We start from the raw sequence: 26,242 nt of genomic DNA, 5'->3' as shown, positions 1-26,242 counted from the left end.
TCAGTCAGATCAACGGCTGGCCGCGCAGCTGTTCCAGCACTTTCAGCGGTGAACGCTGCGGATCCTGCATTTTATTGACCGGCAGCAGGAAAGTCTGTTCCAGCATAAACTGGCCGCCCATCGCGGCGTGCGGCGTTTGGTCCGAGAAGCAAATCCAACTGCTGCCCGGCGGGAACGCCAGCGCCAGCTGCGGCCCCTGTTGCTGATAATCGCCGTCGGCCTTCATGGCGTCATGCAACTGCAGCATCAGGTGGTCATAATGGCTGCGGCGGGTTTTGGTGATGCGCACCTGATGCTGCAACCAGCTGCTGAAGGCGGAGTAGCGTGCGAGGCGCGGCATAAAGCGTGTTGCCAGCTCAGGGAACGGCTCGCCGACCCGCCATTGGCGATGCTCGCCGTGCGGATTGATGTTGGTGAAAATGCGCAGAATGCGTTCACCGTAGTTCGGGCGCGACGGGAAAGCGTCGACGTGCAGCCGGCTATCGTCTTTGCGCCAGGAACTGGTCGCCCGCCAGGCGGAGACCGGATGCAAGCGCAGGCTGCCGGTCGGGTGGTGCAGCCCCTCCTGATACTCAGGCAACAGCCCGGCGATCAGCTGGCGGCAGGATTGGTAATAGCGCTCCAGCAGTTGCTGAACCTGCTGGCGGCGTTCCGCGACGGCGACGCCGCTCAGCTTGCCGGACAGCGGTTGATAGCTAATGTTTTTGCGCTTCGGATCGACCAACGACGGATCCAGCAGCGGCATTTCCTGTTCAGACAGGGTGAAGGCCAGTTCGGGCAGAAACAGCACCTTGCCCTGTTCCAGTTCGCTGACCGCGCTGGATGCTTCTTGCGCCGCCCATTGTCGTAACGGCAGCGTCAGGACGGCTTGTTCACGTATAATATCGCCAGTAGGCATGAGATCTCCTCGCAAATCTATATCGCTTTATTCCCGCCTTTCAGGTTGCCGCGTGATTGGCTGCACTGGCTTGCGCAGTGGCTGGCTGGAGCGGCGTCAACAGGCCGCCCAATTGCAACGTGAAATTTGTGGGTTCTATTATGGATGTATCAGCAGGGAGCAGTGCGCCGAAGCGTGCGATGGCTTCCTGATATAGAGAATAGTCCCAATAAGGGTATCACCGGCAATACCAATGAAAAGTAAACGAGGGCTAAACGGGGCTGTGCGTGGGCACGAATAATCAAAAATGGCACGAATTGTCTGCGGAATGGCGAGTTTTTATCTTATTGAATTATAATGAAAATAAATATTCTGCTTATTTATTGGCGTTATTCTATTCAACGTGCAGGGTAAACCGGGGAAATAATGTTGCGGAGGGGAATTATTTCATTTTGTCGGTAGAATAAATCGGGCCGCCAAATTTTGGTGACCCGAGTAATGATTAAGCGCCGTAAATGCAGTTTTTGCCTTTTTTCTTGGCCTGATATAACGCACTGTCCGCCTCATTGATAAAGCTGATCGGCGTATCGTTATACATATGCGGCACTTTGGCGCAGATGCCGATGCTGATAGTGACGATGCCGTGCGGGTTGCCCTGATGCGGAATTTTCAGATCGCGCACCGCCTGGATGACGCGTTCGGCGAAAATCAGCGCGCCCTGAACGTCGGTATCCGGCAGGATAATCCCCATCTCTTCGCCGCCGTAACGCGCCAGCACGTCGTTGCTTCGGCATGCCAATCCTTTGAGCGTTTGGCCGATCTGCTGCAGGCACTGGTCACCGGCGACGTGGCCATAGCTGTCGTTGTACTGTTTGAAATAGTCGATATCCAGCATCAGCAGCGCCACGCTGCGGTAGTTGCGCGAAGCCCGCGCCAGCTCGTTCTTCAGCGCGATATCAAACTGGCGGCGGTTGGCCAGCCCGGTCAGGCCGTCCAGCAGCGCCAGCTCTTCGAGCATCTGGTTGATGCTGGTCAGCTGATCGCGGGTGCGCATCAGCTCGGCTTCGGTTTGCATGCTGTGCTTGATTTGCCGCAGCAGCACCATGCCCATCGCCAACAGGATCATCAGCAGAGAGAGGCCGCCGGCGGCGAACAGACCGGCGTCGGTGCGCCAGTCCGCCAGCGCGTCGCGTTTCGACAACCCGGCGGCGATCACCAACGGAAAGCGGTTGACCCGCGAATAGCCGTAGATACGCTCCACTTTGTCGTACAGCGAGGTGATGGTGGCGTTACCGAATTCCGAATGCGGCAAAATTTCGCTGAACAGCACGCCCTTGGCGATGTTTTTACCGATCGACGCCGCCGAGTATGGGCGGCGGTAAAGGATGGTGCCGTCCGCCAGCAGCAGATTCAGGGAGGCGTCGGTGTTGAGGGCGAAGCTGTCGTAAAACTGGCGGAAATAATCGACGTACAGCGTCGCCAGCACCACGCCGCCAAAGCTGCCGTCCGGATTGTTGAAACGCCGCGAAACGGGAATGATCAGATCGCCGGTGGTGCGGCTGCGGATCACCTTGCCGATGTACAGGCCGCCGCCGTCGCGGTTTTGATGGTATTTGAAGTAATCGCGATCGGCGTTGTTGGCGTTCTTGATGAATTTGCCCGAGGAGGTCGCCAGCCAGCGGCCGCGCGCATCGTAGAGAAATAGCCCGTGCAGCTGCGGCAGGTTGCCGACCTGCGTCTGCATGACGCGCTGCAGCCGCGTCAGCTGCGATGGGCCCAACCCGTCGGTTTGGAGACGTTCGGTCAGATCGAGCAGGTTGCCGTCCACCTGCAAGAAAGTATCGTCGGCATGCTGCGCCAGCGAGCGGGCGAGGTTGGCGGATTCATGTTCAGCGCTGCGCAGATCGCGCTGGTGCGCGTTCCAGATTTGCCAGCTGTTAAAGAGGATCAGCGTGGCGGCAACGATGATGACAAACACGCCGGCCTGAAATAATAATGGGGAGCTTTTAACGCTGCGCGCCGGCACGGCATCCTGTATGGGTTGCTGCTGAGTCATGTCACCCTTGTTGTTTGATTACTATTCAATTTGAGTTAAGAGCAATCTTATATTTTATGCATAAATGCGTTAGACCTCTAGCCTTTAACGAGGCGATAGGGCGAAAGGCCGATCGCAACCCGCATCAGCGGCGGTGTGAACACGTTGGAGTGAAAGAGCCATGTCGGATTACATCATTATCGCTTTACTGACGCTGGCGGTGTATTACCCCCTTACGCTGGGAACGCTGGCGGTGATGATGTACTTCGCCTGGCGGCGGCGCCGGTCGCCCTATTGGCGGTTGGGATTGGCGCTGTTGGCGCTGCTGTTCCTGCTGTTCGCCAAGGCGGCGTATGACTGGCACCGCTATGGCTAGCGGCGCCATGACGGGTTATTCCACGTTGATCATCCAGTTGACGCCGAATTTGTCGGTCAGCATGCCAAAGCCTTTGGCCCAGAAGGTAGCTTGGTACGGCATCGTTACCTGGCCGCCCTGCGCCAGATTGTCGAACAGTCTGCGTCCTTGTTCCGCATCGCTGGGGTTCAGCGACAGCGAGAAACCTTTGTGAGAAGCGCCGCCGCTGTCATCTTGCGGACAGCCGTCGGAGGCCATTAGTACGCCGTCGCCGATCAGCAGGCGCGCATGCATGATCGCTTCCGGATTGGCGTCCTGCGGCCCGCCTTGCCGGGCCTCTTCGGGCATGTCTTTATAACGCATGACCATTTCAATTTTGGCATTCAACTGCTGTACGTAGAAGTTAATCGCTTGCTCACAGTTACCGCTGAAAAACAGATAGGGTTGTACCAGCATGACATTGACCTCGGTTGTGGCCCGACAGGCAACGACCGGCCCTCGAGCAGGAAGAAATGGTTGCTGGCGGCAATAATTGCCGTCGGTGACTTATTAGTGTAGTTCCCCTGACGCAGAATGCTTGTGCGAGGCGAGCGCCTTCGCCGGCGGCGTGACGGGCGAAGGCGCGAAGGCGGTTAATACAGCGAAGGTTCGCCGGGTGGGCGGGTTTTAAAGCGGCGGTGCAGCCACATATATTGGTCGGGGGCCAGCAGCACCTGTTCTTCCACCACGCGGTTCATCTTGGCCGCCGCGCGCGTTTCATCATCCAGCGGGAAGTCCGTCAGCGGCGGCTGCACGATCAGCTCATAGCCCTGCGCATTTGGCAGGCGGCGCGGCACGAAAGGCACGATCGACGGCCGCCCCAGGCGCGCCAGGATAACGGTACCGGTGGTCGTGGCAGCGTTTTCCACCGCGAAGAACGGTGCGAACACGCTGCTTTGCGGCCCATAATCGTGATCCGGCGCGTACCACAGGATTTCGCCCTGTTTCAGGTTGCGGATCATGCCTTTGATATCTTTACGATCGATCATGAATTTATTCGAGCGCAGCCGGCCGCGGGTCTGTACCCACTCCATCAGCCTGTTGTTGTGCGGGCGATGCACGCCGATGCCGGGGTTTTGCATGCCGAAAATGCGTGCGCCCAGTTCCAGCGTCAGGAAATGCAGACCGATCAGCAGAACGCCTTTGCCGTCCTGGCGCGCCAGCCGCATGTTTTCCATGCCGCTCACTTTGAACCAGCGGGCGATGCGCCAGTCGGGCCAGAACCAAGCCATGCCGACTTCGAACAGGCCCATGCCGACGGACTCAAAATTTTTGACGATCAGCGCCTCGCGCTCGGCGGCGGGCATTGCGGGGAAGCAGAGTGCTAAATTGCGGCGCGCTATTTTTACCCGGCGTTTCATCAGGCGCATGGCTATTCTGCCAAGGCCGTGTCCGAGTCGATAAATGAGCGGGTAAGGCAGTAATACCAAGAGATAGAGTATTCCCAGCCCTATCCAGAGCAACCAATAACGAGGGCGCAAGAATTCGCGCTCAAAGCGTTGGTTAGAAAACATTTTTCCTGTGATTCCTTTTCTTTCCCAATGGGACCTTAACCCACGTTGTTATAAGGCGAATGATAGAGCATTTTGTGCTAAATAGGATTTTCCATTAATGCTTTTCTTACACTTTATTTAAGCGCAGGCGAAAAACGGAGTGAGATAGGATTTTTACCGAGGAAAGGGAGGGTATTTCCCGCTATTTCAACCGGCTGACGAAATTGAAAAATAAAGACACAATTAAGCACATCGCAAAAGTGACAACTGCTATGTAACCTTAATGAAACAGTAACGCGGCGGAACCGTCCCAAACGGCGGCCAGTGCGTACAGTAGCTCGAGAATCAAGACAAAAGGTGCATTGAACATCGGCGTTTCCTCCAGGAGGATATGTTTAAAGTTTAGCCTTGTGAGATGACAGCGCGATGAAAACAGATCATTTTTTGCACGGTGAAATTCAGACGGACGGAAATGGGTAAACCGCTGATTTTTTACTATAGTCATAGTGTGAAGTTGTGCGTTTGCCGCCGGACGCCTCCGCATTGAGCGGCAGCGGGCAGGTTGCCCAGAGCAAGATCGCGGAGCGGACGACGCCTGGCGCGAAACATGTGACGAGATTCTCAGAGGGTTGGTCTGTAAGGATTTGACATGTCATATGAAAATGACGATCTAAACGGTGTTGAGCAACCGAGCGACTACGTGAAAACCACCGCCTGCGAAGTGAGCAGCGGTGTAAAAGCAGCGCTCGAGCAATCATGTGCCTGCCTCAAGGATCACCCTTGGGCGGGGATAGGCGCCGGTGCCGTCGTGGGCCTGGTAATAGGATTTCTGTTAGGCAAAAGGTAATAGGGAGAGTAAAGATGGGCATCATTTCCTGGATCATTTTTGGTTTAATCGCCGGTATCTTGGCCAAGTGGATTATGCCGGGCAAAGACGGCGGCGGCTTTATTGTGACCGCTATATTGGGGATCGTGGGCGCCGTCGTCGGCGGCTATATCAGCACCTTCTTCGGTATGGGCCGCGTTGACGGTTTTAACCTGGGCAGCTTTGTGGTGGCGGTAATCGGTGCCCTGGTGGTGCTTTTTGTCTACAGGAAGATCAAAGGCTAAGCAGCCGTTGCTCAACAGGGTCGCCGCGGCGGCCCTTTTTCGTGAAATCAATCCGGCGGTGCGGCACAGACCGTACCTGCTGAAAGGGGAATATCATGGGTCTGTTCGATAGCGTATTGGGTAACATTCTGGGCGGCGGCGCCAATGGTAAAGGCATCGACTACATCGCCATTATGCAGTGGGTCGAGCAACAAGGCGGCCTGCAGGCCATTTTGGACAAATTCCGTCAGGGGCAGTTCGGTGATATCGTTGGTTCCTGGCTCGGCAATGGCGAAAATCAGCCGATTACCGGCGATCATGTGCAGCAGGCGTTGGGTAGCGACGCGATCAATCAACTGGCTGAAAAACTGGGCATCGATCCTGCGCAGGCGTCCAGCACCATTGCACAGTTCTTGCCATCGGTCGCGGATGCCGCCTCGCCAAACGGTGAAGTGCAGCAAGACAGCAACGAACTGGGCGACATGGTCGGTAAGCTGTTCAAATAACGTTCATGCTCCCGGCGTCTGGCCGGGGGCATTCACTCCGCTAATTCCCTCGATCGCCGTCAACGCCTGCTGCAGATGCGCCACCCAGGCGCGCACTTTCTCCGGAATAAATCGTAAGGCGGGATAGACCGCGTGCAGCGCCATGGGCGGGTAGCGGTATTCCGGCAAGACGGGCACCAGCGCCCCCGTCGCCAGCTGCTCGGCGATTAAAGGCCGTTGAGCGCCGCCGATACCGGCCCCAGCCTCAATGGCGGCCAGCAGCGATAGCGTATTGTTGGCGCGGAACGTGGGCCGCAGCGCCACCACCTCGAGGCCGTGTGGGCCGAACAGGGTAAGCGTATCGCCGTCGTTCAAACCGCTGTAACGAATGTGCGCATGTTTAGCCAGCTCCGCCGGCGAACGTGGCTCGCCATGCTTGGCCAGATAGGCCGGAGACGCCACCAGCAGGCGTTGCAGCTCGCCCAAACGTTTCGCCACCATGCCGGGCGCATGCAGTTCACCGAAGCGCAGCGCCACGTCGATGCCTTCGCCGATCACGTCGGCGCGCCGATCGTCCAGCAGCAGCTCGATGACGAGGTTCGGATGACGTTGCTGGAAAGCGATGGCCAGCGGTGTGACGTGCAACTGCCCGAACCCGGTCGGGGCGTGAATGCGCAGATTGCCCTGCAACTGGTGGTGCAGGCCGTGCAGTGCATCTTCCGCTTCGTCGACCGCCGTCAGAATCGGTTTGAGGCGCTGATAATAACCGCTGCCGGCATCGGTCAGGGTGACCGCCCGTGTGCTGCGAAACAGCAGTTGGGCCCCCAGTTGCTGCTCCAGGCCGGCGATTTGCTGACTGACCGCCGGCTGCGTCAAACGCAGATCGCGAGCGGCGGCCGACAGGCTGCCCAGTTCCGCCACCCGCATAAAGGTTTTCATTGCGTTCAGCTTATCCATGTCGATCTTGCCTATAGATTTTTCTTATAAGTGTTAGTGGAAAGCCTCTTCTACCGCAAGTATCACTAATCAATAACACTCAGGGCATCGACAACCTGAGGAGTGGCAAGATGAATACAAAGCGACAGGCATTGGTGATCGGCGCCAATGGCGTGATTGGGCGCCGATTGATTGAGGAGCTGACCGGCCAGGGCTGGCAAGTGGTGGGCGTCTCGCGTCGGGGTGGGGAACCGGCACCGGGAGTGCGCCACCTTCAGGTTGATCTGCTGGATGCGGCGGCGACGCGCGACGCGCTGCGGCCGCTGAGCGCGGTGAGTCACGTTTTCTATGCCGCCTATCAGGATGCGCCGGACTGGGCGGGGCTGGTGGCGCCGAATCTGCAGATGTTGCAGCACGTCGTCGAGGGGCTGGAGCCGACCGCACCGGCGTTGGAGCACATCAGTTTGATGCAGGGCTATAAGGTGTATGGCGCACATTTGGGGCCGTTTAAAACGCCGGCGCGCGAAAGCGACGCCGGGCATATGCCACCGGAGTTTAACGTGGCGCAGCAGCAGTATCTGGCGCAGCGGCAGGCCGGCAAACGTTGGCGTTGGAGCGCCATTCGCCCGAGCGTGGTGGGAGGCTTCTCCCTTGGCAATCCGATGAACCTGGCGTTAAGTATCGCGGTTTATGCATCGATCAGTAAAGCGCTTGGGCTGCCGTTGCGTTTCCCCGGCAAGCCGGGCGCTTATCACAGCCTGCTGGAAATGACCGACGCCGGGCTGTTGGCGCGTGCCACGCTGTGGGCGGCGACCGAACCGGCGGCGGCCAATCAGGCGTTTAATATCAATAACGGCGATCTGTTTCGCTGGAGCGAGATGTGGCCGAAAATCGCCGCTTACTTTGGGCTGGAATGTGCACCGCCGCTGCCGATGCCGCTAGAGAGCATGATGGCGGACAAAGCGCCGCTGTGGCGGGAGCTGGTGCAACGGCACCAATTGGCCGAGCCGGACTATCGCGCGGTGGCCGGCTGGCGTTTCGCCGATTTCGTCTTTTCCTGGGACTATGACATGTTCGCGGACGGCAGCAAGGCGCGGCGCTTCGGTTTCCATCAGTTCGTCGAAACCGAAGCCATGCTTTTCTCGCTGTTCGATGAGTTCCGCCGTCGCGGCATCATCCCCTGAGCGTGGCATCGGTTTCCCCGCAGCGCAGACCGCGGGGAATGGCCTCAGAACGTCAGCATGATCTTGCCGATGTGCTCGCTGGACTCCATCAGCGTATGCGCGGCGGCGGCCTGCTCAAGCGGGAAGGTTTTAAAAATTTGCGGTTTCAGCACGCCGCGTTCCAGCAGCGGCCAAACCTTCTCGCGCAGCTCGGCGGCAATCTGCGCTTTGTCCGCCACGCTGCGCGAACGTAGCGTCGAACCGGTATGGGTCAGGCGTTTCAACAGCAGCGGCATCAGATTGAGCTCTTTCACCACGCCGTTTTGCGTGCCGATTTGCACGATGCGGCCTTCCATCGCCGCAGCCTGATAGTTTTTGGCTACATAATCGCCGGCGATCAGGTCGACGATCACGTCGGCACCTTTGCCGTTGGTGGCGTCTTTGGTGCGTGCGACAAAGTCTTCGCTGCGGTAGTTAATCGCCACGTCGGCGCCCAGCGCCAGGCTGGCCTGACGTTTCTCTTCGGATCCGACGGTGGTGATCACCTGGGCGCAGAAGGCCTTCGCCAGCATGGTGGCGACCGTGCCGATACCGGAGGTGCCGCCATGGATCAACACGGTCTCGCCGGCCTTGAGGTGACCGCGCTGGAACACGTTGACCCAGACGGTAAAGAAGGTTTCCGGCAGCGCGGCGGCTTCGGTCAGGCTCAGACCTGCCGGTACCGGCAGTGCATTGCTTTCATGCACAGTGCAGTATTGCGCATAACCACCGCCGGCGATGAGGGCACAAACCCGATCGCCGGGCGCGAAGTGGGTCACCCCTTCACCGATAGCCACCACTTCGCCGGCGATTTCCAGGCCGGGGATATCCGAGGCGCCGGGCGGCGGCGCATAGTTTCCCTGGCGCTGCAGCACGTCGGGGCGGTTAACGCCGGCGGCGGCGATTTTCACCAGCAGTTCGCCTGCCTGTGGTACGGGTACCGGACGTTCGGTAACGACCAGAACTTCGGGGGCGCCCGGCTGGCTGATTTCAATCGCTTTCATCGTACCGGGCAGCGCTGCATTTGTTGACATGGTTACTCTCCTCATCGTGGCGGACGTGGCGATCGGGCAAAACGTCCGCAATAAAGTCTGCTCTTAGCTTAGCGAAATCGAATGAGGCGCGCGTGGTCGAATAGAGCGGTTTTACGAGGAAGGGGCGAAGCCGCCGCGATGGGCGGCAGGGTATCAATCGTTAGGCGGGATGCGGAACCCTTTCAACGAGACGATGAAGTGTTCTTTTCCTTTGGAAATCTTGGCGCCTTTATCGCACCACAGGCTGGCAAGCTGGAAGAAGTCGTCGCTGCCGATGTCGTAGGCCAGTTCGATTTTCTTGGCGGTGCCGGCGCGGATGAGTTTTTCTGCTTCCTGATGGTTTGCAGCTTTAATTATGGTCATGGGCGAAATCCTTGGTGTTAAGCCAGAGCGGATAAACGCGAATTATCATATGGCCATAATGTGACAATTTTGTGATGAAAGCATGACAGTCCGCAAAGGCACGGCGCGCGATGTGCCGGGCCCTCGCGGTGAAAGCGCGTTGCCGGTTACCGATCGTACGGGCGGACGAGTGTGCTTTTTTTCTGAGATTTTAAATGTTTGTAGAGGGCGAAACCCGCAATGCCGGCCAAGACGGCCAGGAGGGCAAGGGATCCTGTGGCCATGAACGTTACCTCCGAATAAGAATGGCAAGGAGGCGTATTTGTGACATTCATCACTTTGTGGGGCAATGAGAGCAATCTGTAATCGGAAGACGCGTTGAGGGAGGGACCAAAAAAAAGCGCCTATAGGGAGGCGCATAAAGATTTGCAACACAGCTTGTTGTGTTCAACACCAGGAGGAGTGGTGAACTAAGGCATATTCTATGCAGCGGCAAAGGAGGCTGATATAGGTATTACTCCGAAAGCGCCACTACCACTCATAGCCCAGCTGAATGTTGTAATCGGGATCCTGATTGGTGGAATAAGGATCAGACTGACGGCGGCGATCGGTTTTCTTCACCGGGCCTTCATATGCGGGATAAGGTTTGGCGCGCGGTTTGCTGCAGCCTGGATGATCGCACTCGATATCGACGCGAAAACCGCTTTTATCTCTCGCCTCTGCCCAGGCAATCGGCGGTTTTTCCGCTTTGGGGGCCGGCCCTGAAGGGGCTGGCGGTTTGGGCGCGGGAGCCACGCTGGGCTCGGGGGCTTGATAATTGAGTTCCAGTGCACTCTGGGGAGCGCTGTAAGCGGCAAAGGCCAGCAGGGCGGCGGCGCTGGCAGCCGGTAATGTAAGCCATCTCGGCATGGTGAATCTCCCTGAATGATTTCGTCAGGCAACTATAAAACAGCAGAACGAGAATTACTATCATTTGCCTTGGGCGTTACGGGTGAGCCAGGCGGCGCCTCGAACGGTAGACAGGGTCAAATCCTGCGCGTTTAGCCGAGATTAGCGTCCCGTCACGGCGAAAAAGGTTGCTATTGCCGCTCGCTCATGAGTTAATGATGTCGGCCTGTGGTACAGACCTATTTATGCACGACATTTTGAGTAAAGTAGTTCAAATTTAAAGCGTTATCCCGGATAGCCCTTCTCTGACGAATTTCCTTTCCAGTGCCTCCATAAGTAACTGATGACCGGCTACCTCGCCCATGGCGGCTTACATTTATTATTGAAGGAAATTAGACATGTCTAACATGATCAAAGGTCAAGTGAAGTGGTTCAACGAAGCTAAAGGTTTTGGTTTCATCACCCCAGCAGACGGCAGCAAAGACGTATTCGTACACTTCTCTGCTATCCAGGATCAAGGCTTCAAGACCCTGGCTGAAGGCCAGAACGTACAGTTCTCTATCGAGAACGGTGCGAAAGGTCCATCTGCGGCTAACGTTACCGCTATCTAATTGGCGTCTAGCGCTGATTGAAAAAAACCCGCCGCGGCGGGTTTTTTTATGCCTGCCATTTGGCAGCGCGCAAAAAAAAGCCCGCAAGTCTGCGGGCAAAAGTTCCTTGTTACTTCTTCATTTGCGAGCGCTTCTCTGGGGGGGAAACGCCTGAAGACAGGCTACGCGAGGCCGGCTTAAGATTCTGCGGCCAAACCGTTAAGAAAGTGAAAATCCAGGCGGCTGCTACGCTGATAGCAGAGGCCGGCGGGGCTAGAGCGGTGTCCATTACCCTCGCTTTTGTAATACACTGACGGCAATCGCAAATAATGGGGAACGGTATGCAGGTTAACGATCGAGTGACGGTAAAAACAGACGGCGGCCCGCGGCGTGAAGGCGTCATTCTGGCCGTAGAGGTGTTCAACGAAGGCACCATGTATCTGGTTTCTCTTGACGACTATCCGGCGGGCGTATGGTTTTTTAATGAAATCGACAGCCGTGACGGCACGTTTGTGGAGCTCTGTCGCGAGCACGATGGGCAGTAACTTCGGCTAATCTCATTAATTTGCTAATGAAATTGTCCATTTTGAGATTATTTCATGGCGGTAAGATTATTTTTATCGACGGCAAAAAAATACCCGCTGCGCTAGCGGGGGATAACGCAGCAGGTATTCTTTTAAGGGTCTCGGCGCCTGATATCCAGATGACATTATCACCGGGTATTTAACGGCCGGCAAAACAGAGTGGGGGCGTTCTCTGTGGTTCAACGGCTATTGACAAATATTCCACTGGTCAAGGTATCGGTCAAACGAACAACGTGGTAAATGATCTGCTTGTTGTGCGTTTTTATTTTCCGCTTGATGTTTCCTTTGTGGGAAGAGACCGTTTTGGCCTTTATTTGCATCTGGTCTGATATCTGGATGGTGCCTTGACCGGACATCCACATGCGTAACATGTTCGATTCAGTCTGGCTCAGCGTTACCGGCGTTTGATCCAGAGAAGATTTCTCCGTTCGGAGGGACGTTCTCTCGAGATAGTGACTAAGTAGCTGATTCATAGTCTCTGGTTTGATGGATTTTGACGATATGATGACGTTCTTGCGAACATATAAATAATCGTCGAAATGTACGTTGGTAATGGCCATGAAGATGAAGAATAACGTATCCGGGTGCAGTGAAATCACCCGTTTTATTCGCTCGGTGGCGTTTGCTTCGTGGATGAAGCAGTCCTCGTTAATAAACACCAGGCTGGGATTCAACTTACTGCATTTTTCGTGCAGGCTGTCAATGTCCTCGATGGCATTAATATGGCGTTTCTTCACACCATGCGAAGTCAGATAGTCGGTTAAACCCAATCTGGTATAGCTACATGAATCCATGATGATCGTTGGCATATCGCACCCCCACTTAAATCCGTTTTACTGCGGTAATATGAGAAAAAGCCTAAAAAGCCGAAAGGCAAAATGGAGCAATAATTCAGTGTAGCGAGTGTTCTATCAATAAACACGGCGTCACTCAATGATATTTTCATACTAAACTTATTAATTGCATGAATCTATAAGTTTGGCTTAAGTCAGAACGATCTGCTGCCCGTCCAGCTTCGGCATGTTGAGCCTGATTTGCGCTTGGCGCCCGTGCCTGTCTGCATTGCTTGCCGCGAATCTGTTCATCATGTCACGAAACAAAATTTTAGTTTGCTAGGAAAAGTCTTAAAAAAAATTCATGTGTCGTTTTTTTGAAGTGTTTCAGCGCATTTTTTGAGTGGTCAAAAAACGCCTCCCCCGAAGGTCTTTGTTTTTTACATATAAAAATCATTATGTTGCGGTGCTTTTTTCTTCTCAAGCTAATGATAAGCATTTCTTTTTTTATCATAACAACAAACAAAAGTTAACATTATGGCCGGAATGTGTAGCTTAATTGTTGCTATAAGTCACCGTTTTACAATGAGTTATCTGGATATTTATTTCACGTGGAATAGTTTTCGTGAATGTTTAACGGTGATTCAGTGATTTTTCTAAACTATCATCCTGCTGCCCGATCCGCGGGGCAGGAATGGCAGGTCGGAGTTGTCTCTGGCCCGCGTTGGTTTTAACTTGCCTCTCCACCTTTCAAAAAACAGGATGCCGCGGTGAGACGGAATCAGTATGGGCAGCCGATAGGTGAAGCCCTCCCTCATTGGCAGCCGGCAGGCATGCCCGGGCACACATCGTTGCAAGGGCGGTTTTGCCGCCTCGAACCGCTTAACCTCGAGCGCTGGGGGGATGCGCTTTATCAGGCTTATCAAACCGCCGAGGACGATCGCGACTGGACCTATTTGTTTTGGGAACGGCCGCAGTCGCGCGCAGATTTCCAGCATTATCTCCAGGCGCAGACGTCCAACGCAGACAGAAACACGATGGTGGTGATCGATCGGGCGAATGGGCGCGCGGTAGGAACCTGCGCCTTTTTGCGCATCGATCCTGGCAACGGCGTGGCCGAATTGGGCACCATCAACTGGTCGCCGCTGATGAAGCGCAGCGCGCTGGGCAGCGAGGCGATTTTCCTGATGCTGCGGCATCTGTTCGACGATCTTGGCTACCGGCGCTGCGAATGGAAATGCGATAGCCTCAATCTGCCTTCGCGCCAGGCCGCCGAGCGCTTGGGTTTCCGCTATGAAGGCACGTTCCGCCAGGCGGTCGTCGTCAAAGGACGCACGCGCGACACCGACTGGCTGTCGATTGTCGACGGGGAGTGGCCGGCGCGGTGCGCGGCGTTTGCCGCCTGGCTGTCGCCGGATAACATCAGCGATGACGGGCGGCAAGAGCGGCGTTTGCAGGCTTTCCAACTCGGCTAGTGCGCCGCGCGCGTTAGGCCGTTTCCGCCAGGCAATGGCGCAGCGAGTCCAGCGCCAGCCGGATGTCCCGTTCCTCCGTCATCCAGTTGACCAGTGCGGCGCGGATCCCTGGCTGACGGTTATAGGTCGTCGGGGTGCAACGCACCACGCCGTGCCGGTTAAGGCGCTCGAGAAAGCGATCGCGCGCCGCTTCGCTGTCGCCCTGCGGGTGGCTGAGCGCGAAACACACCACGTTCATATTCACCGGCGCCAGCAGCTGGAAACCGTCGTCGGCTGCCAGCGCCGCACCCAGCGCCTGCGCCAATCGGACGTTGCGCTCGACGATATCCCGTATGCCGCTGCGGCCATAGGCTTTCAACGTCAGCCAGAGCGGCAGGGCGCGAAAGCGGCGCGAATTTTCCGGTGTCAGGTGCAGATAGTTGTCCGGCCGCGGCGTCGGCGCTTCCAGGTAGGCTGAATGGTTCTGAAATACCTGCATCTGCAGATTCAGGTGGCGGGTAAATTGGATCGCGCTGTCATAAGGTACGTTCAGCCATTTGTGCGCATCGACGGTGATGGAATCGGCATGCTGCCAGCCCTCGAGCCTTGGGGCGTACAGCGGCGAGCAGGCCGCCACGCCGCCGAAAGCCGCATCGACATGCAGCCAGAACGGATAGCGCTCCCGCAGCGCCAGCAGACGCGGCAGATCGTCGAAGGCGACGGTGTTGACCGTGCCGGCGCTGGCCAGCACCAACGTGGGGCGGCCTTCACCGGCGGCGAGCTGTCGCTCCAGCGCTGCCATATCCATGGCTTCCGAGTCCGGCAGGCTGGCGACGGTCGTCAGCGCGTCGCGGCCGATGCCGAGCATGCTGAGCGCCTTCACGCTGCTGGAATGCGGGTTGGCCGCCAGCACCCGGATCGGGCCCAGCGCCGCCAGGCCCCGTTGGGCGATATCCACGCCGTGCTGTTGCCCCAGCCACTGCCGGCCAATGGCCAGTCCGGCGAAATTGGCCATGGTGGCACCGCTGACCAGGCTGCCGCTGAACGCTTCCGGCAGGCCCAGCAGGGATTTCAACTGCGTCACGGCGGCCAGCTCGATCGCCGCAGCGATCGTATCATGGCTGAGTTGGCTATTTTGGTCTGTCACGCTAACCAGCCAGTCCGCCGCGACCGCCGCTGGGGTACCGCCGCCGGTGACGAAGCCGAAATAACGCGGGCCGGCGCTGGCGGAAATGCCCGTCTGATAACGTTGCCAAAAATCATCCAGCGCCGCCAGGGCGCCTTCGCCGTTTTCCGCCAGCCGATCGTCACCGGGTTGCAGTTGCTGTTGCGTGAGCGGTGGGCAGACCGAGCGCTCACGCAGCCCGGCCAGAAAATCTTCCGCCAACTGGCGGGTGTGGTCGAGGATCTGCGGAAACTGTGTAAGATCCTGTTGTAAACGTGGGTGCATGGCGGCTCCGAAAGCATCAGGGATAGATGGCATAAACATAGAACAGTTGCGGGCGGGTCAAAATCGATGAAAAATAACCGTTTTGGATAGCATGGTTAACCAGTGATGAGTGAGCGCCTTCCCCTGCATGTCTTGCCGACCTTTGTTATCGCCGCCAGGTTGGAGAATCTGCGCGCCACGGCGCAGCAGGTGCATTTAACGCACGGCGCGGTCAGCCAGCAAATTCAGCTGCTGGAGCAGGCGGTCGGCCACCCGCTGTTTGAACGGCGCGGGCGCGGTGTGCGTCTGAATGCGGCCGGGAAAGAGATGCTGGCGGCGGTAGAGCCGGCGCTGCAGGCGTTGCAACAGGGCGTTGCCCGCGCCCGGCGCGCTGCGGCAAGCCAGACGCTGCGCATCAGCGTGCTGCCGTCTTTTGCTCATTATTGGCTGCTGCCGCGTCTGCCGGCCTTCCATGAAGCCTGCGCCGATATTGCGCTGGATATCGATGCGTCGCTGGCGCTGCAGGATCTGTCGCAGCGCGGGTTCGATGCGGCGATCCGCATCGGCAACGGCCAGTGGGCGGGGCTGCAGGCCCAGCGCATCGCGTCGGGTGACGTGCTGCCGGTCGCCTCGCCGGACATGGCGCGGCAGTGGGGAACGGCATTCGAGAACGGTGGCGACGTTCCCTTGCTGGAGCACGACGTCAGCCCGTGGCGCGACTGGTTCAATGCACAAGGGCGCACGCGGTGTGGGCGGCAACAGGCGGTGTTCAACGATGCCGGATTGTTGATTCGCGCGGCCGAGCAGGGGTTCGGCATTGCGCTGGCGAAAAAGCTGCTGGTGCAGGATGCGATCGACGCGGGGAGGTTGGTGGCATTGGCCGCGCCCTGCCGCCTGAGCGAGGACGACGTTTATCTGGTGTGGCCGCAGACCGCCGGGCTGACGACGGCGGTCTTACGGTTGCTGCAGTGGCTGCAGCAGCAGTTGGCGGCGGTTTAACGGCGCAGCCACGCCGGCTGCGAGGTGCCGAGCGTGGTCGCCGGCAGCGCCCATTGCAGCGCCGTGCCCTGCAGGCTTAACGGAGCGCGCAGGCGTTGCGCGGCGCCCCAGAAAGTCAGTTCTGTTTCCGGATCCTCGTCGGCGGGGGCGGCCGGCGCCAGCGGTTCCGGCCGATAATCTGCCGAACAGGGATGCGCCAGCAGCAGTTGTGCCGTGCGCGCCAACGACAGCCGCGCGTGGTAGCCGGTGCCGCGGCTCAGGCGTTGTGCCATACCGGTCAGCACCGCCGTCGCCATCAAATAGCCGGTGGCGTGGTCCAGAGCCTGTACCGGCAGCGGCACTGGCAAACTGGCGCTGCGCCAAACCATGCCCGCCTCCGCCAACCCGCAGCTCATCTGCACCAGGCTGTCGAAACCGCGCCGGGTGCGCCACGGCCCGCTCCAGCCGTAGGCATTCAGGCAGACGTCGATCAGGCCCGGCGCCAGCGCGCGTCTTTCCTCCGCGCCATAGCCCAATTTCTCCAACGCACCGGCACGGTAGCCATGCACGATCACGTCGGTGTTTCTCAGCAGATGTTCAAACGTATGGCGATCGTGCGCATTGGTCAGGTTGAGGCGCGCGCTGCGCTTGCCCAGCATCACCTCGTGCTCGACGCCGGGTTCATCCCAACCGTAGGGATCGATGCGCAGCACGTCGGCGCCCAAACCGGCGAGAAAACGGGTGGCGATCGGCCCGGCGAGAATGCGCGTCAGATCCAGCACCCGAACGCCGTGCAGCGGCCGGGCGACGGGCAGCGCCCAGCCCGGCGGCGGCGCTTCCGGCTGCAGCGAGGTGTGGATCAAGGGTTCGAGCGCCACGCTCTTGCCCTGAATATGTTGTCGCCACGCGGCCGCCGAGCGCATTTGGGCCGCGCAGCCGCCGGCCTCGATCACTGCCTGTTCCAGCTCGCTTTTTTTCCAGCTCAGCACGCGCGCCGCCAGCGTGCCTTTATCCGATGCCGGGCCCATCACCTGTTCCACGGCTCTCCGATGATGCGGCGCATTGGTATGCAGGCGTATCCAGCCATCCGCCGTCTCGTAGTCGCCGGCCAGCGCGTCCCAGGCCGCAGGCAGCGTCCAACCCAGCGGACGCAGCGTCCAGCCGAACCAGAGCGAGGCCAGGCGTTGATCGATCCAGACCTGCGGTGCTTCGGTTGCTTCGCGGCGAAGCAATTCGGCGCAGGCCAAACCGGCGGCGCTCCAGGCGGCGGTCGCCAATTCGGTGACGGGAAAAGCCGAAGGCAATGCGCCGACGCCGCTTACGGTTAACCGGTCGGCGGGGGCGGGCCGTTGCCCCAGGCTTTGCCAAATCTCGTCGAGCAGAGTGTGAGTCAGAGGCGTCATCGGCCACTCCTTGCGGGTCGTCGGAAATATAGCCTAGCGTAGCCCACCGCCGGCGACCTTGCTAAGGCGCAACGTCGAACGTGCGACCGTCGGCCAGTTTGGCGCGCAGGCTGTGGGCTGCGATGCCGGCGACCGGCTGCGCGCTGAAGTTGGCGGTCAGCGTCGACCCGTCGCTGAACGTCGTCTGTTGCACCCAGCCGTCCCGATCGAGCCAGCGGAAGTCGGTCAGCGCTTTGTCCCACAGGGCCTGATGCAGCGGCCGGAAGGCGGCGTCGGCGCGTTTGATTGCCGGCAGGCGGGCCGCCAGGGTGGCGCGGCTCAGATGGAACATCGGCGCAGTGTTATACAGCTGGCTGAGCAGGCTGCGGGTGGTCTGAACGTCGCTGAACTTCAGGTTGTCGTAATTCCAGTGGTGGCTGCTGACGATTGCATCGTGGAAAACGGCCTGGTACAGCGGCAGGCGGTAACGCGGATCGAATTCGACGGTGCGGTAAGGCTGCTTCACCTTGGCGGGGCGGAAGAAAAACGCCGGTTGGGCGTTGGGCCACCAGGCGCCGAGATAATAGGGCGAGGATTTATCCTGATTCATCTGTTTATCGCCCCAGCCGAATCCCCAGGTTTCCATGCCGTGGGCGAACATCAGGCTGCGGGCGGTCACCGCATTGCCGTCCTCCGAGCCGAGCGGCAGCTTAAGAGTGGTGCTGAACCAGGCCAGCCTGGCGTTGCGCGCTTCGGCCATCTGCGCCGCGCCGGTCGGGTGGTTGGGCTGATAGTCGTCGGAGACCATGCCGGTGCCGTCCACGTCGAGAAACAGGCTGTTCAACCCGGCCAGTTGCACCAGCTCGCGCATGCGCTGTTGAGAATAGGGCAGGACGCAGCCCGGGTTGAGGTAGTAACCCTGTTTGCCGAATCCGGGTTTCTTGCTGCCGTCGGCGCGCACGATGGCGCAACTTTCCCGCAGCGCCGTCGGCAGTTGCGCGGTGAGCCAGCTGTCGTTCACGCCGCGTGGAATGGCGGTATCGTAGGAGTCGTAGCTGGCGATCAGATAGCCGGCCGCCTTGGCGGCGGCCACCGCCTGCGGGTGCAGGAAGGCGGCGGTCCAGTTATCGGTGCCCAACCACAGGCGCGGTAAGCCGGCCTGGCGCAGCGCGTCGATCACCGGTTTGGCCAGCCCTTGCCCCCAACGGTCCGCCGGGGTTAACCAGCGCCCCAGTTCCTGTTGCGCCCGCTCCTGAACCGCAGCGGCCTGGCGCTGCTGCGCCTGCAGAAAATCGGCGTCATCCGGCGTGGCGCCCAGCGGGATTTGCGCCGTCAACGCCTGGTTGATGCCGTCGATCAGGGGCTGTTGCTGCCAGCCCTCCGGTGTTTTGCCCGCCAGCTGCAGCAGGCGCCTTCTGCTCTCGGCATCCATCTTCTGCCGCAGCCCTTCGGCGGCGGGAGAGGCGAGGTAGTGCAGCAACCCCGGCCAATCTTTGACGTCTTCCGCCGCCAGCAATTTATCGCCCCACAGGTAGACATGGGTGGCGCCGATCAGCTTTTCGCCTTCGGGCGCCTGCTTTATCTTCTCGCGCAGGCTGCTGAACTGGCCGTTTTGTTGCAAATAGTCGCGGTAGCGGCGCGCGCCGGACAGCGGCGTGCCGCCGACGTGCAGCAGCACCTCGAATGTCTGCTGTTGATTGAAGCGGTTGAACTGATGCCCGGCGCGCATCTCCAGCTTTTCCTGCGCGGCGGTGAAGGTGACCCGGTTGCTGAACGGCGTCAACATCAGCCAGCTGTAGACCTTGCCCTGGAATTGCTGGCTCCACAGCGGCAGCTTCAGATCCCAGTTGGTATCCAGCGGCGTCATTTCCGTCGTCAGGTAATGGCGCCAGACCGCGTTGTCGAGCGGAATGCGGCTGCCTTCGCCGATCGGCAGCAACAGCGTTTCCGCCTGCGGCGGCAGACGATACCAGGTCAGAAGCTGTGGCCGCTCGCTGCTGAAGCTCAGGCGCAGATCGCCGTCCTCCAACCTGGCGCTAACCTTGACCGCACTCTGCGGCCAGCGCCAGCTGGCGCGTTGTGGCGACGCGGTGAGATCCGCCACCGGTTGCGCGGGCTGCGCCAGATTGACCGGCACAGCGCCGGCGGCAATGCGCAGCGTGGCGGGATCGAGTTCAAACTGCGCGTCACCTTGCTGCAGCAACAGGGCATCGGCGGGAAAGCTGACGAGCAGCGCGAGCGCGAGCGGGGAAAGTCGGTGTTTCATCGGGGGCGTCCTTGAAAGATGAAGGAGGGCAGTTTACCGATAAGCGCACTGCCGCCCAATGTTGCCGTCTTCTATTTGTGACATCGGAATATCATTGCGGTATTTCAGTTTATTTTTCGTTTAATAAATTAGCCTTTACTTCATTACCCGACGTCACTATACTCAGCCAAAATTTCGGTGGAGAAACCCAATTGGACAGTTGTAGTTGTAATAAAATAAATAAGGCAAGCTGACCAATTCTCTTCTGATTTGTTGCTTGCCGTTATCGGCGGGCAGCACCCCTCTCCAGTTATTCCTGAGCTGTGCATACCCGAATAAAAACGTTTCCTGAGGCCTGATGGTTTCAGGTGAATTGAGTTGGACGTTATTATGGTATTCTGCAGCCACAGCCTTTTCCCTCCAGGCACAGCACGCTGATTCGCTGATTTATTTTCGGCGCGATTTTGCGTGTGCTAAACAGCACATGATTTTATCTCCTGCGGTTAATTAAGGGGACAGTCATGGCTATGACTCCTTTCGTTTTAAATTTATTGCTGGCAATGTGCCTGGGCGCGGTGATTGGCGCCGAGCGCCAGTGGCGCCAACGTATGGCCGGCCTGCGCACCAATGCGCTGGTGGCGACCGGCGCGGCAGTCTTTATTCTCAGCTCCATGTCCACCGATCCGGCCAGCGCCGGCCGCGTGGCCGCGCAGATCGTCTCGGGTATCGGCTTCCTCGGCGCCGGCGTTATCATGCGTGAAGGGCTGAACATTCGCGGCCTCAACACCGCCGCCACGCTGTGGTGTTCGGCGGGGATCGGCGTCCTGTGCGGCCTGGGCCAGCATTGGGATGCGGTGGTCGCCACGCTGGTGATCCTGTGCGCCAATATCCTGCTGCGCGAGGCCGCGCAGCGCATCAACCTGCAGCCGCATCAGCAGGCGACCGATCTGGAACTGTGCTATCGCATTCAGGTGACCTGCGGCGAACAGGATGAAATTCTGGTGCGCACCCTGATTCTGCAGGCGCTGAACGGCGTCGCCTTGCGGTTGCAATCCTTGCGCAGCGCCGATATTTCCAGCCCGGGTCAATTGGAAGTGTGCGCGGAAATTACCGCTACACCGGCTGCGCAAAAAGAAATTGAAGGTATTGTCTGCCGTGTCAGTCTGGAAAAAAGCGTGAGTGCCGTTCGCTGGCGCGTCGCGTCCGAATTACCGGTCTGATTAATGATATAAATATTTACTAACTTGATTATATGTTCAGGTTTATTCAGGCACGCCTGAATAACGCGGAGCATTAAGGAGGCGTTATGGACGATGACCCCGGAAGGGAAATGATTTCTGCGTGGCTGACAGGGTAATCACGTTATTCAGTCACGCTAATTAAAAAATTCCACTCTGCGCAGAGTCACCTGTTTATCGGGCGGGATCTCCCTGTGCGCAGAACGAAAATAAGAGAATAGCGTTATGACTCAGATTAATGAAAGAACGCGTCGCCGTGATAAAGACGCGGTGACCTACGCCATTGCGCAAGAGGCGACCAACAGCATAGCCCAAACGCTGGCGAACCTGAAGTGCAACCGCAACGGCTTGACCCAGGACGACGCCGATGAACGGTTGGAGCAGTTCGGCGCCAACCAGGTCGCCCACGATAAGGCGCCGCATGCCTTGATTCAGCTGATCAAGGCTTTCAACAACCCGTTTATCTTCGTGCTGATGGTGCTGGCTGCGATCAGTTTCTTTACCGATTATTGGCTGCCGCGCCAGAGCGGTGAAGAAACTGAACTCACCGGCGTTATTATCATTCTGACCATGGTCACGTTGAGCGGGCTGCTGCGTTTTTGGCAAGAGTACCGCACCAACAAGGCGGCGGAAGCGCTGAAGTCGATGGTGCGCACCACCGCCACGGTGCTGCGCCGCAGCAGCTACAGTGCGCATCCGTTGACGCTGGAAGTGCCGATCCGCGAACTGGTGCCGGGAGATATCATCCAGCTCTCCGCCGGTGACATGGTGCCGGCCGACGTGCGTCTTATCGCTTCGCGCGATCTGTTCATCAGCCAGGCGATTCTGACCGGCGAAGCGATCCCGATTGAGAAATACGATGCGATGGGCAACGTGGCGCAGAAGTCGAGCGAAGGGGAAGTGTCCAGCGAGAACGCGCTGCTTGAGCTCTCCAACATCTGCCTGATGGGCACCAACGTCGCCAGCGGCACCGCTACGGCGGTGGTGGTGGCAACCGGCGGGCGCACCTACTTCGGCTCGTTGGCTAAATCGATCGTCGGTTCGCGGGCGCAAACCGCGTTCGATCGCGGGGTGAACAGCGTTAGCTGGCTGCTGATTCGCTTCATGTTGGTGATGGTGCCGGTGGTGTTGCTGATCAACGGTTTCACCAAAGGCGACTGGAGCGAGGCGGCGCTGTTCGCCCTGGCGGTGGCGGTCGGCCTGACGCCGGAAATGCTGCCGATGATCGTCAGCTCCAACCTGGCGAAAGGGGCGATCGCCATGTCGCGCCGCAAGGTGGTGGTGAAGCGCCTGAACGCCATTCAGAACTTCGGCGCCATGGACGTGCTCTGCACCGACAAGACCGGCACGCTGACCCAGGACCGCATCATTCTCGAGCATCACATCGACGTCACTGGCGCGAGGGATAACGAGGTGCTGCACCTGGCCTGGCTGAACAGCTTCCATCAGAGCGGCATGAAGAACCTGATGGACCAGGCGGTGATCCGCTTCGGGCGCGGCAAACCGGGGATCGAAGCCCTGGGGCGTTTCAGCAAGGTGGATGAGCTGCCGTTCGACTTCGTGCGCCGCCGTTTGTCGATCGTGGTGGCGGACGAAAATGGCAAGCAGCAGCTGATCTGTAAGGGCGCGGTAGAGGAGATGCTGGAGATCGCCACTCACGTGCGTGAAGGCGACAAAACGCTGGAACTGGACGACGCGCGCCGTGCGGCGTTGCAGGCGCTGGCCCGCGAGTATAACGAAGACGGTTTCCGCGTGCTGGTGCTGGCGACGCGCGAGCTGGACGCGCAACGCCCGGCCGACCCGCTGAGCGTGGCCGACGAGCGCGACATGGTGGTGCAAGGGCTGCTGACCTTCCTCGATCCGCCGAAGGAGAGTGCGCAGCAAGCGATCGCCGCGCTGCAGGAAAATGGCGTGACGGTGAAGGTGCTGACCGGCGACAACCCGGTGATCACCTGCAAGATTTGCCGCGACGTCGGGCTGGAGCCGGGTGAACCGCTCTCCGGGCTGCAGATTGAACAGATGGATGACGAAGAGCTGGCGCGCGAAGTGGAACAGCGCACGGTCTTCACCAAGCTGACGCCGCTGCAAAAATCGCGGGTGCTGAAAATGCTGCAGGCCAACGGCCATACCGTCGGCTTCCTCGGCGACGGCATCAACGATGCGCCGGCGCTGCGCGATGCCGACGTCGGCATTTCGGTCGACACCGGCACCGATATCGCCAAGGAGTCGGCGGACATCATCCTGTTGGAAAAGAACCTGATGGTGCTGGAAGAGGGGGTGATCAAAGGGCGCGAGACCTTCGGCAATATCATCAAGTACCTGAACATGACCGCCAGCTCCAACTTCGGCAACGTGTTCTCGGTGCTGGTGGCCAGCGCCTTCATCCCGTTCCTGCCGATGCTGGCGATCCACCTGTTGATTCAAAACCTGATGTACGATATTTCCCAGCTGTCGCTGCCGTGGGACAAGATGGACAAAGAGTTCCTGCGCAAGCCGCGCAAGTGGGACTCCAAAAACATCGGGCGCTTTATGCTGTGGATTGGGCCGACCTCGTCAATCTTCGATATCACGACGTATGCGCTGATGTGGTACGTGTTCGCCGCCAACAGCGTGGAACACCAGGCGCTGTTCCAGTCCGGTTGGTTCATTGAGGGGTTGCTGTCGCAAACGCTGGTGGTGCATATGCTGCGCACCCAGAAGATCCCGTTCATTCAGAGCACCGCGGCGCTGCCGGTATTGCTGACCACCGGGTTGGTGATGGCGCTCGGCATCTACATTCCGTTCTCGCCGCTCGGCGCCTTGGTTGGCCTGCAGCCGCTGCCGTGGGAATACTTCCCGTGGTTGGCCGCTACGCTGGTCAGCTACTGCGTGGTCGCGCAGTTGATGAAGCGTTTCTACATCCGCCGCTTCGGCGAGTGGCTCTAAGCCGTCTCGGTATTCACTTCGGGGGCGAAATTCTTCGCCCCCGCACCGCTACAGCAGTTTGTTGACCAGCAGGCCGAGCATGATGGTCAGCGTGAAGGAAAAAAGCGTGCCGAGCAGCACATACTCGGTGCGCATCTTATCGTCGCTCTGGCGCAGATCGCCGAAACGGAAGATAGATTTGGCCGCCAGCAAAAAACCGATCGCCGGGATTTGCCCCAGCAGCACAAAGGTCAGGATCAGCGTTCTCTCCAGATAGCCAATCTGTTTGCCCGCGCGCAGCAGTGAGTCGTTGTCGGCCTTGGCCGAAGGCGGCATTTGCGGCGTCCAGTGCGCCAGCAGTTGCCCGATCAGCAGGCTCATCGGCAGATAAATCAGGCTGTAGGCCACCAGCACCAGGCCGGTTTGCCAACGCCCCAGTTGCCGCCCCAGCGCGGCGATCAGTTCACCGGCATTCGGCGTCAGCCCCAGCCACAGCAAGGCGATCACCGCCAGATGCAATCCCTGATCGAGCAGGAAACTGCGGGCCGGGCTCAGGCGGTTCATCGCGGTGACTTTCAGCAAATCGATCAGGTAGTGGCTGACGGCGATGACCAGCAGGCTGGCCAGCACCTGAAGTGAAGAAAGCCCGCCGTGCAGCAGGCCGAAACCGGCCACCACCCAGGCGGCCAGCACCCCGTGCAGCAATGCGTGCAACACCAGAAAACGTGAACGTGCGCGATGCTGGATTTTATCTTCCACCCAACTCAGCGGCTGCAGCGGAAAATCCGCCAGCAGGTGGACGAGCAACAGCCAGGCCAGCAAGGGCGCATAGGTCAGATCCATAGTCAGACGATCCTGTTAATGGCGTGAATAAACCGCATGATTTCCTCGTAGGCCGCGCGTTTTAGCGCGGCGGAAACCGTGGAGGCGGCTTTCTGCAGTTGGTCCGCCACGGCGGCGCCGCTGTCGGCGAACATTCTCGTCTGGACGATGCGCGCTTCGGCCTGTGACAGGTGGCCAATCACATGATCTAACATTGGCAGCAGATCGCTGACAATGGCGTTTGTCCGATCGTTGTCGGTTTTCAGAGCCAGCCGACAATTTTTTACCATGGCGTCCAGCGCGCTGCCGGAGTTGATAAAGGCACTGCCGTAACCGGTGGCGTCGGGCCGTTGGCTGCCCAGCCCGATGGCGATGCGCGCATCCCAGTGTGCGGCGCCCATCGCCCGCAGCGCGAGGCGAATGTACACCGCCAGCAACAGCCCGTCCTCCGGGGCGGCCTGTGCCTGGAAGGCATCGCCGCGAAAGATTTCCACCTGATGCAGCCGCCCGTCGCGCTGCAGCCGATCGAGCAGGCGATGCAGCCCATTGAGGTAGTTGACGGTGTCTGACCGGCGAGAATCGACCAGATCGCCGCTGATAACGCTGATTGGCATCGGCATGGCGTGTTCCGTTGTGTGCAGAGGGATGGCTATAAATTCGCACCTGGATACGAATATGTCAATAATTCGCCTGTGGATGCGAATTTATCAGATTTTCGCCTGTGAAGACGAAACGAGGCAGGGCGAGGAGTGGGGGATGAACGGCCGGGAATGCGCGGGCCTGTCAGGCTCGCCACCGGCGGCGTAGAGGGAAAATGGCCGGCGACCGGCCGTTCAGAAGCTTTTAACCAGAACGTCACGCGGCATTTCGCTGCCGTGTTTCAGCAGGTGCTCAAACGAACGTTCGCTGCTTTTCAGCTGCTGCAAAAATTCCTGCGGCGACAGATCGTGTTTTTTGCCGCTCATGTAAGCCAGCGCCAGTTCTTTTGCCTGATAGCGGGAGAAGTTGTACATGGTGTCCTCGATACGGTGAATGTCTGTGCTCACGATTGTAGCGAAAGAGCACATA

General features: G+C 58.8%; 27 protein-coding genes. 11 read left to right on the top strand and 16 right to left on the bottom strand.

Translation table 11 applies throughout. The features are described from left to right. Positions 1–4 precede the first annotated feature (4 nt). Positions 5–898: a Kdo hydroxylase KdoO gene (gene kdoO, locus QDT79_RS19735; RefSeq protein ID WP_308316949.1), complete on the bottom strand. Its 894-nt coding sequence runs from the start codon at positions 896–898 to the stop codon at positions 5–7. Between the two features lie 481 nt (positions 899–1,379). Next, complete coding sequence (locus QDT79_RS19730) at positions 1,380–2,933, bottom strand: sensor domain-containing diguanylate cyclase (RefSeq protein WP_063990391.1); 1,554 nt, start codon at positions 2,931–2,933, stop codon at positions 1,380–1,382. Positions 2,934–3,093: 160 nt separating this feature from the next. Between QDT79_RS19730 and QDT79_RS19725 the strand changes: the two genes are divergently transcribed. Then, positions 3,094–3,288 (top strand): hypothetical protein, encoded by a 195-nt coding sequence (locus QDT79_RS19725; RefSeq protein ID WP_063990390.1) that lies wholly within the window; start codon positions 3,094–3,096, stop codon positions 3,286–3,288. 15 nt (positions 3,289–3,303) lie between these two features. On the opposite strand, the gene yjdN is transcribed toward QDT79_RS19725, so the two are convergent. Together yjdN and QDT79_RS19715 are read right to left on the bottom strand one after the other, a co-directional pair. Next, on the bottom strand, positions 3,304–3,723 hold the full coding sequence (gene yjdN, locus QDT79_RS19720; protein WP_063990389.1) for a VOC family metalloprotein YjdN: 420 nt from the start codon (positions 3,721–3,723) through the stop codon (positions 3,304–3,306). 176 nt (positions 3,724–3,899) lie between these two features. Next, on the bottom strand, positions 3,900–4,820 hold the full coding sequence (locus tag QDT79_RS19715; RefSeq protein ID WP_107226430.1) for a Kdo(2)-lipid IV(A) acyltransferase: 921 nt from the start codon (positions 4,818–4,820) through the stop codon (positions 3,900–3,902). Positions 4,821–5,448: 628 nt separating this feature from the next. Here QDT79_RS19715 and QDT79_RS19710 point away from each other — a divergent pair. The 3 genes from QDT79_RS19710 to QDT79_RS19700 all read left to right on the top strand — a co-directional run bounded on the left by QDT79_RS19710 (position 5,449) and on the right by QDT79_RS19700 (position 6,394). Then, a complete protein-coding gene (locus tag QDT79_RS19710; protein WP_063990387.1) occupies positions 5,449–5,646 on the top strand; it encodes a glycine zipper domain-containing protein in 198 nt (65 codons plus the stop codon). Positions 5,647–5,660: 14 nt separating this feature from the next. After that, entirely contained in the window at positions 5,661–5,909 is a 249-nt protein-coding gene (locus QDT79_RS19705; protein ID WP_063990386.1) for a GlsB/YeaQ/YmgE family stress response membrane protein, read from the top strand. Between the two features lie 95 nt (positions 5,910–6,004). Next, positions 6,005–6,394, top strand: a complete 390-nt coding sequence (locus QDT79_RS19700) for a YidB family protein (RefSeq protein WP_107226429.1) — start codon at positions 6,005–6,007, stop codon at positions 6,392–6,394. A 3-nt stretch (positions 6,395–6,397) separates the two neighbouring features. On the opposite strand, the gene QDT79_RS19695 is transcribed toward QDT79_RS19700, so the two are convergent. Continuing rightward, positions 6,398–7,330: a LysR family transcriptional regulator gene (locus tag QDT79_RS19695; RefSeq protein WP_308316946.1), complete on the bottom strand. Its 933-nt coding sequence runs from the start codon at positions 7,328–7,330 to the stop codon at positions 6,398–6,400. Between the two features lie 110 nt (positions 7,331–7,440). Between QDT79_RS19695 and QDT79_RS19690 the strand changes: the two genes are divergently transcribed. Further along, complete coding sequence (locus tag QDT79_RS19690) at positions 7,441–8,493, top strand: SDR family oxidoreductase (RefSeq protein WP_063990383.1); 1,053 nt, start codon at positions 7,441–7,443, stop codon at positions 8,491–8,493. A gap of 44 nt (positions 8,494–8,537) precedes the next feature. Here QDT79_RS19690 and QDT79_RS19685 read toward each other — a convergent pair whose 3' ends face one another. From QDT79_RS19685 to QDT79_RS19675, 3 genes are all read right to left on the bottom strand, one after another. Beyond that, positions 8,538–9,545 (bottom strand): NAD(P)H-quinone oxidoreductase, encoded by a 1,008-nt coding sequence (locus QDT79_RS19685; protein WP_107226426.1) that lies wholly within the window; start codon positions 9,543–9,545, stop codon positions 8,538–8,540. A gap of 153 nt (positions 9,546–9,698) precedes the next feature. Continuing rightward, complete coding sequence (locus QDT79_RS19680) at positions 9,699–9,908, bottom strand: hypothetical protein (RefSeq protein ID WP_004935132.1); 210 nt, start codon at positions 9,906–9,908, stop codon at positions 9,699–9,701. Positions 9,909–10,418: 510 nt separating this feature from the next. Then, on the bottom strand, positions 10,419–10,796 hold the full coding sequence (locus QDT79_RS19675) for a hypothetical protein (protein WP_063990381.1): 378 nt from the start codon (positions 10,794–10,796) through the stop codon (positions 10,419–10,421). A 377-nt stretch (positions 10,797–11,173) separates the two neighbouring features. On the opposite strand from QDT79_RS19675, the gene cspE reads away from it, so the two are divergent. Together cspE and dsrB are read left to right on the top strand one after the other, a co-directional pair. Beyond that, entirely contained in the window at positions 11,174–11,386 is a 213-nt protein-coding gene (gene cspE / locus QDT79_RS19670) for a transcription antiterminator/RNA stability regulator CspE (RefSeq protein ID WP_004935122.1), read from the top strand. A 320-nt stretch (positions 11,387–11,706) separates the two neighbouring features. Further along, positions 11,707–11,910 (top strand): protein DsrB, encoded by a 204-nt coding sequence (gene dsrB / locus QDT79_RS19665; RefSeq protein ID WP_060420622.1) that lies wholly within the window; start codon positions 11,707–11,709, stop codon positions 11,908–11,910. A 218-nt stretch (positions 11,911–12,128) separates the two neighbouring features. Here dsrB and rcsA read toward each other — a convergent pair whose 3' ends face one another. Then, positions 12,129–12,758 carry a transcriptional regulator RcsA gene (gene rcsA / locus QDT79_RS19660; protein ID WP_004935115.1) on the bottom strand — a complete coding sequence of 210 codons (630 nt, stop codon included), beginning with the start codon at positions 12,756–12,758 and terminating at the stop codon, positions 12,129–12,131. A gap of 797 nt (positions 12,759–13,555) precedes the next feature. On the opposite strand from rcsA, the gene QDT79_RS19655 reads away from it, so the two are divergent. Further along, positions 13,556–14,197 carry a GNAT family N-acetyltransferase gene (locus tag QDT79_RS19655; RefSeq protein ID WP_063990380.1) on the top strand — a complete coding sequence of 214 codons (642 nt, stop codon included), beginning with the start codon at positions 13,556–13,558 and terminating at the stop codon, positions 14,195–14,197. A gap of 13 nt (positions 14,198–14,210) precedes the next feature. On the opposite strand, the gene QDT79_RS19650 is transcribed toward QDT79_RS19655, so the two are convergent. Next, entirely contained in the window at positions 14,211–15,626 is a 1,416-nt protein-coding gene (locus QDT79_RS19650) for a pyridoxal phosphate-dependent decarboxylase family protein (protein ID WP_308316945.1), read from the bottom strand. Positions 15,627–15,728: 102 nt separating this feature from the next. On the opposite strand from QDT79_RS19650, the gene QDT79_RS19645 reads away from it, so the two are divergent. Continuing rightward, a complete protein-coding gene (locus tag QDT79_RS19645; RefSeq protein ID WP_063990378.1) occupies positions 15,729–16,604 on the top strand; it encodes a LysR substrate-binding domain-containing protein in 876 nt (291 codons plus the stop codon). Here QDT79_RS19645 and QDT79_RS19640 read toward each other — a convergent pair. From QDT79_RS19640 to QDT79_RS19630, 3 genes are all read right to left on the bottom strand, one after another. Further along, complete coding sequence (locus QDT79_RS19640; RefSeq protein WP_063990377.1) at positions 16,601–17,986, bottom strand: CoA transferase; 1,386 nt, start codon at positions 17,984–17,986, stop codon at positions 16,601–16,603. The genes QDT79_RS19645 and QDT79_RS19640 overlap by 4 nt on opposite strands. 61 nt (positions 17,987–18,047) lie before the next feature. Further along, on the bottom strand, positions 18,048–20,231 hold the full coding sequence (locus QDT79_RS19635; protein WP_308316944.1) for a glycoside hydrolase: 2,184 nt from the start codon (positions 20,229–20,231) through the stop codon (positions 18,048–18,050). A gap of 162 nt (positions 20,232–20,393) precedes the next feature. After that, positions 20,394–20,618 (bottom strand): hypothetical protein, encoded by a 225-nt coding sequence (locus tag QDT79_RS19630; protein ID WP_130017239.1) that lies wholly within the window; start codon positions 20,616–20,618, stop codon positions 20,394–20,396. Positions 20,619–20,731: 113 nt separating this feature from the next. Here QDT79_RS19630 and QDT79_RS19625 point away from each other — a divergent pair, with 113 nt between their 5' ends. Both QDT79_RS19625 and mgtA read left to right on the top strand, forming a co-directional pair. Then, positions 20,732–21,430, top strand: a complete 699-nt coding sequence (locus tag QDT79_RS19625) for an MgtC family protein (RefSeq protein ID WP_025303346.1) — start codon at positions 20,732–20,734, stop codon at positions 21,428–21,430. A 243-nt stretch (positions 21,431–21,673) separates the two neighbouring features. After that, positions 21,674–24,373, top strand: coding sequence for a magnesium-translocating P-type ATPase (mgtA, locus tag QDT79_RS19620; RefSeq protein WP_063990375.1), 2,700 nt, complete (start codon positions 21,674–21,676; stop codon positions 24,371–24,373). A gap of 48 nt (positions 24,374–24,421) precedes the next feature. On the opposite strand, the gene QDT79_RS19615 is transcribed toward mgtA, so the two are convergent. From QDT79_RS19615 to QDT79_RS19605, 3 genes are all read right to left on the bottom strand, one after another. Next, on the bottom strand, positions 24,422–25,195 hold the full coding sequence (locus QDT79_RS19615; protein ID WP_063990374.1) for a DUF3307 domain-containing protein: 774 nt from the start codon (positions 25,193–25,195) through the stop codon (positions 24,422–24,424). Positions 25,196–25,197: 2 nt separating this feature from the next. After that, entirely contained in the window at positions 25,198–25,794 is a 597-nt protein-coding gene (locus tag QDT79_RS19610; protein WP_063990373.1) for a hypothetical protein, read from the bottom strand. Positions 25,795–26,007: 213 nt separating this feature from the next. Next, positions 26,008–26,187 (bottom strand): hypothetical protein, encoded by a 180-nt coding sequence (locus QDT79_RS19605; RefSeq protein WP_004935085.1) that lies wholly within the window; start codon positions 26,185–26,187, stop codon positions 26,008–26,010. Positions 26,188–26,242: the final 55 nt, after the last annotated feature.

Origin of the sequence: Serratia marcescens (assembly GCF_029846115.1) — a bacterium.
In the GTDB taxonomy this organism is placed as follows: domain Bacteria; phylum Pseudomonadota; class Gammaproteobacteria; order Enterobacterales; family Enterobacteriaceae; genus Serratia; species Serratia marcescens_L.
This window is presented reverse-complemented; position numbering and strand designations above follow the sequence as displayed.

Coding starts and splice junctions, on each gene's coding strand:
- QDT79_RS19710 (WP_063990387.1), top strand. CDS start 5,449: ATGTCATATGAAAATGACGATCTAAACGGTGTTGAGCAACCGAGCGAC.
- QDT79_RS19730 (WP_063990391.1), bottom strand. CDS start 2,933: ATGACTCAGCAGCAACCCATACAGGATGCCGTGCCGGCGCGCAGCGTT.
- QDT79_RS19610 (WP_063990373.1), bottom strand. CDS start 25,794: ATGCCGATGCCAATCAGCGTTATCAGCGGCGATCTGGTCGATTCTCGC.
- QDT79_RS19635 (WP_308316944.1), bottom strand. CDS start 20,231: ATGAAACACCGACTTTCCCCGCTCGCGCTCGCGCTGCTCGTCAGCTTT.
- rcsA (WP_004935115.1), bottom strand. CDS start 12,758: ATGCCAACGATCATCATGGATTCATGTAGCTATACCAGATTGGGTTTA.
- cspE (WP_004935122.1), top strand. CDS start 11,174: ATGTCTAACATGATCAAAGGTCAAGTGAAGTGGTTCAACGAAGCTAAA.
- QDT79_RS19655 (WP_063990380.1), top strand. CDS start 13,556: ATGCCCGGGCACACATCGTTGCAAGGGCGGTTTTGCCGCCTCGAACCG.
- kdoO (WP_308316949.1), bottom strand. CDS start 898: ATGCCTACTGGCGATATTATACGTGAACAAGCCGTCCTGACGCTGCCG.
- QDT79_RS19690 (WP_063990383.1), top strand. CDS start 7,441: ATGAATACAAAGCGACAGGCATTGGTGATCGGCGCCAATGGCGTGATT.
- dsrB (WP_060420622.1), top strand. CDS start 11,707: ATGCAGGTTAACGATCGAGTGACGGTAAAAACAGACGGCGGCCCGCGG.
- QDT79_RS19685 (WP_107226426.1), bottom strand. CDS start 9,545: ATGTCAACAAATGCAGCGCTGCCCGGTACGATGAAAGCGATTGAAATC.
- mgtA (WP_063990375.1), top strand. CDS start 21,674: ATGACTCAGATTAATGAAAGAACGCGTCGCCGTGATAAAGACGCGGTG.
- QDT79_RS19605 (WP_004935085.1), bottom strand. CDS start 26,187: ATGTACAACTTCTCCCGCTATCAGGCAAAAGAACTGGCGCTGGCTTAC.
- QDT79_RS19715 (WP_107226430.1), bottom strand. CDS start 4,820: ATGTTTTCTAACCAACGCTTTGAGCGCGAATTCTTGCGCCCTCGTTAT.
- QDT79_RS19675 (WP_063990381.1), bottom strand. CDS start 10,796: ATGCCGAGATGGCTTACATTACCGGCTGCCAGCGCCGCCGCCCTGCTG.
- QDT79_RS19700 (WP_107226429.1), top strand. CDS start 6,005: ATGGGTCTGTTCGATAGCGTATTGGGTAACATTCTGGGCGGCGGCGCC.
- QDT79_RS19680 (WP_004935132.1), bottom strand. CDS start 9,908: ATGACCATAATTAAAGCTGCAAACCATCAGGAAGCAGAAAAACTCATC.
- QDT79_RS19695 (WP_308316946.1), bottom strand. CDS start 7,330: ATGGATAAGCTGAACGCAATGAAAACCTTTATGCGGGTGGCGGAACTG.
- QDT79_RS19725 (WP_063990390.1), top strand. CDS start 3,094: ATGTCGGATTACATCATTATCGCTTTACTGACGCTGGCGGTGTATTAC.
- QDT79_RS19705 (WP_063990386.1), top strand. CDS start 5,661: ATGGGCATCATTTCCTGGATCATTTTTGGTTTAATCGCCGGTATCTTG.
- yjdN (WP_063990389.1), bottom strand. CDS start 3,723: ATGCTGGTACAACCCTATCTGTTTTTCAGCGGTAACTGTGAGCAAGCG.
- QDT79_RS19650 (WP_308316945.1), bottom strand. CDS start 15,626: ATGCACCCACGTTTACAACAGGATCTTACACAGTTTCCGCAGATCCTC.
- QDT79_RS19625 (WP_025303346.1), top strand. CDS start 20,732: ATGGCTATGACTCCTTTCGTTTTAAATTTATTGCTGGCAATGTGCCTG.
- QDT79_RS19615 (WP_063990374.1), bottom strand. CDS start 25,195: ATGGATCTGACCTATGCGCCCTTGCTGGCCTGGCTGTTGCTCGTCCAC.
- QDT79_RS19640 (WP_063990377.1), bottom strand. CDS start 17,986: ATGACGCCTCTGACTCACACTCTGCTCGACGAGATTTGGCAAAGCCTG.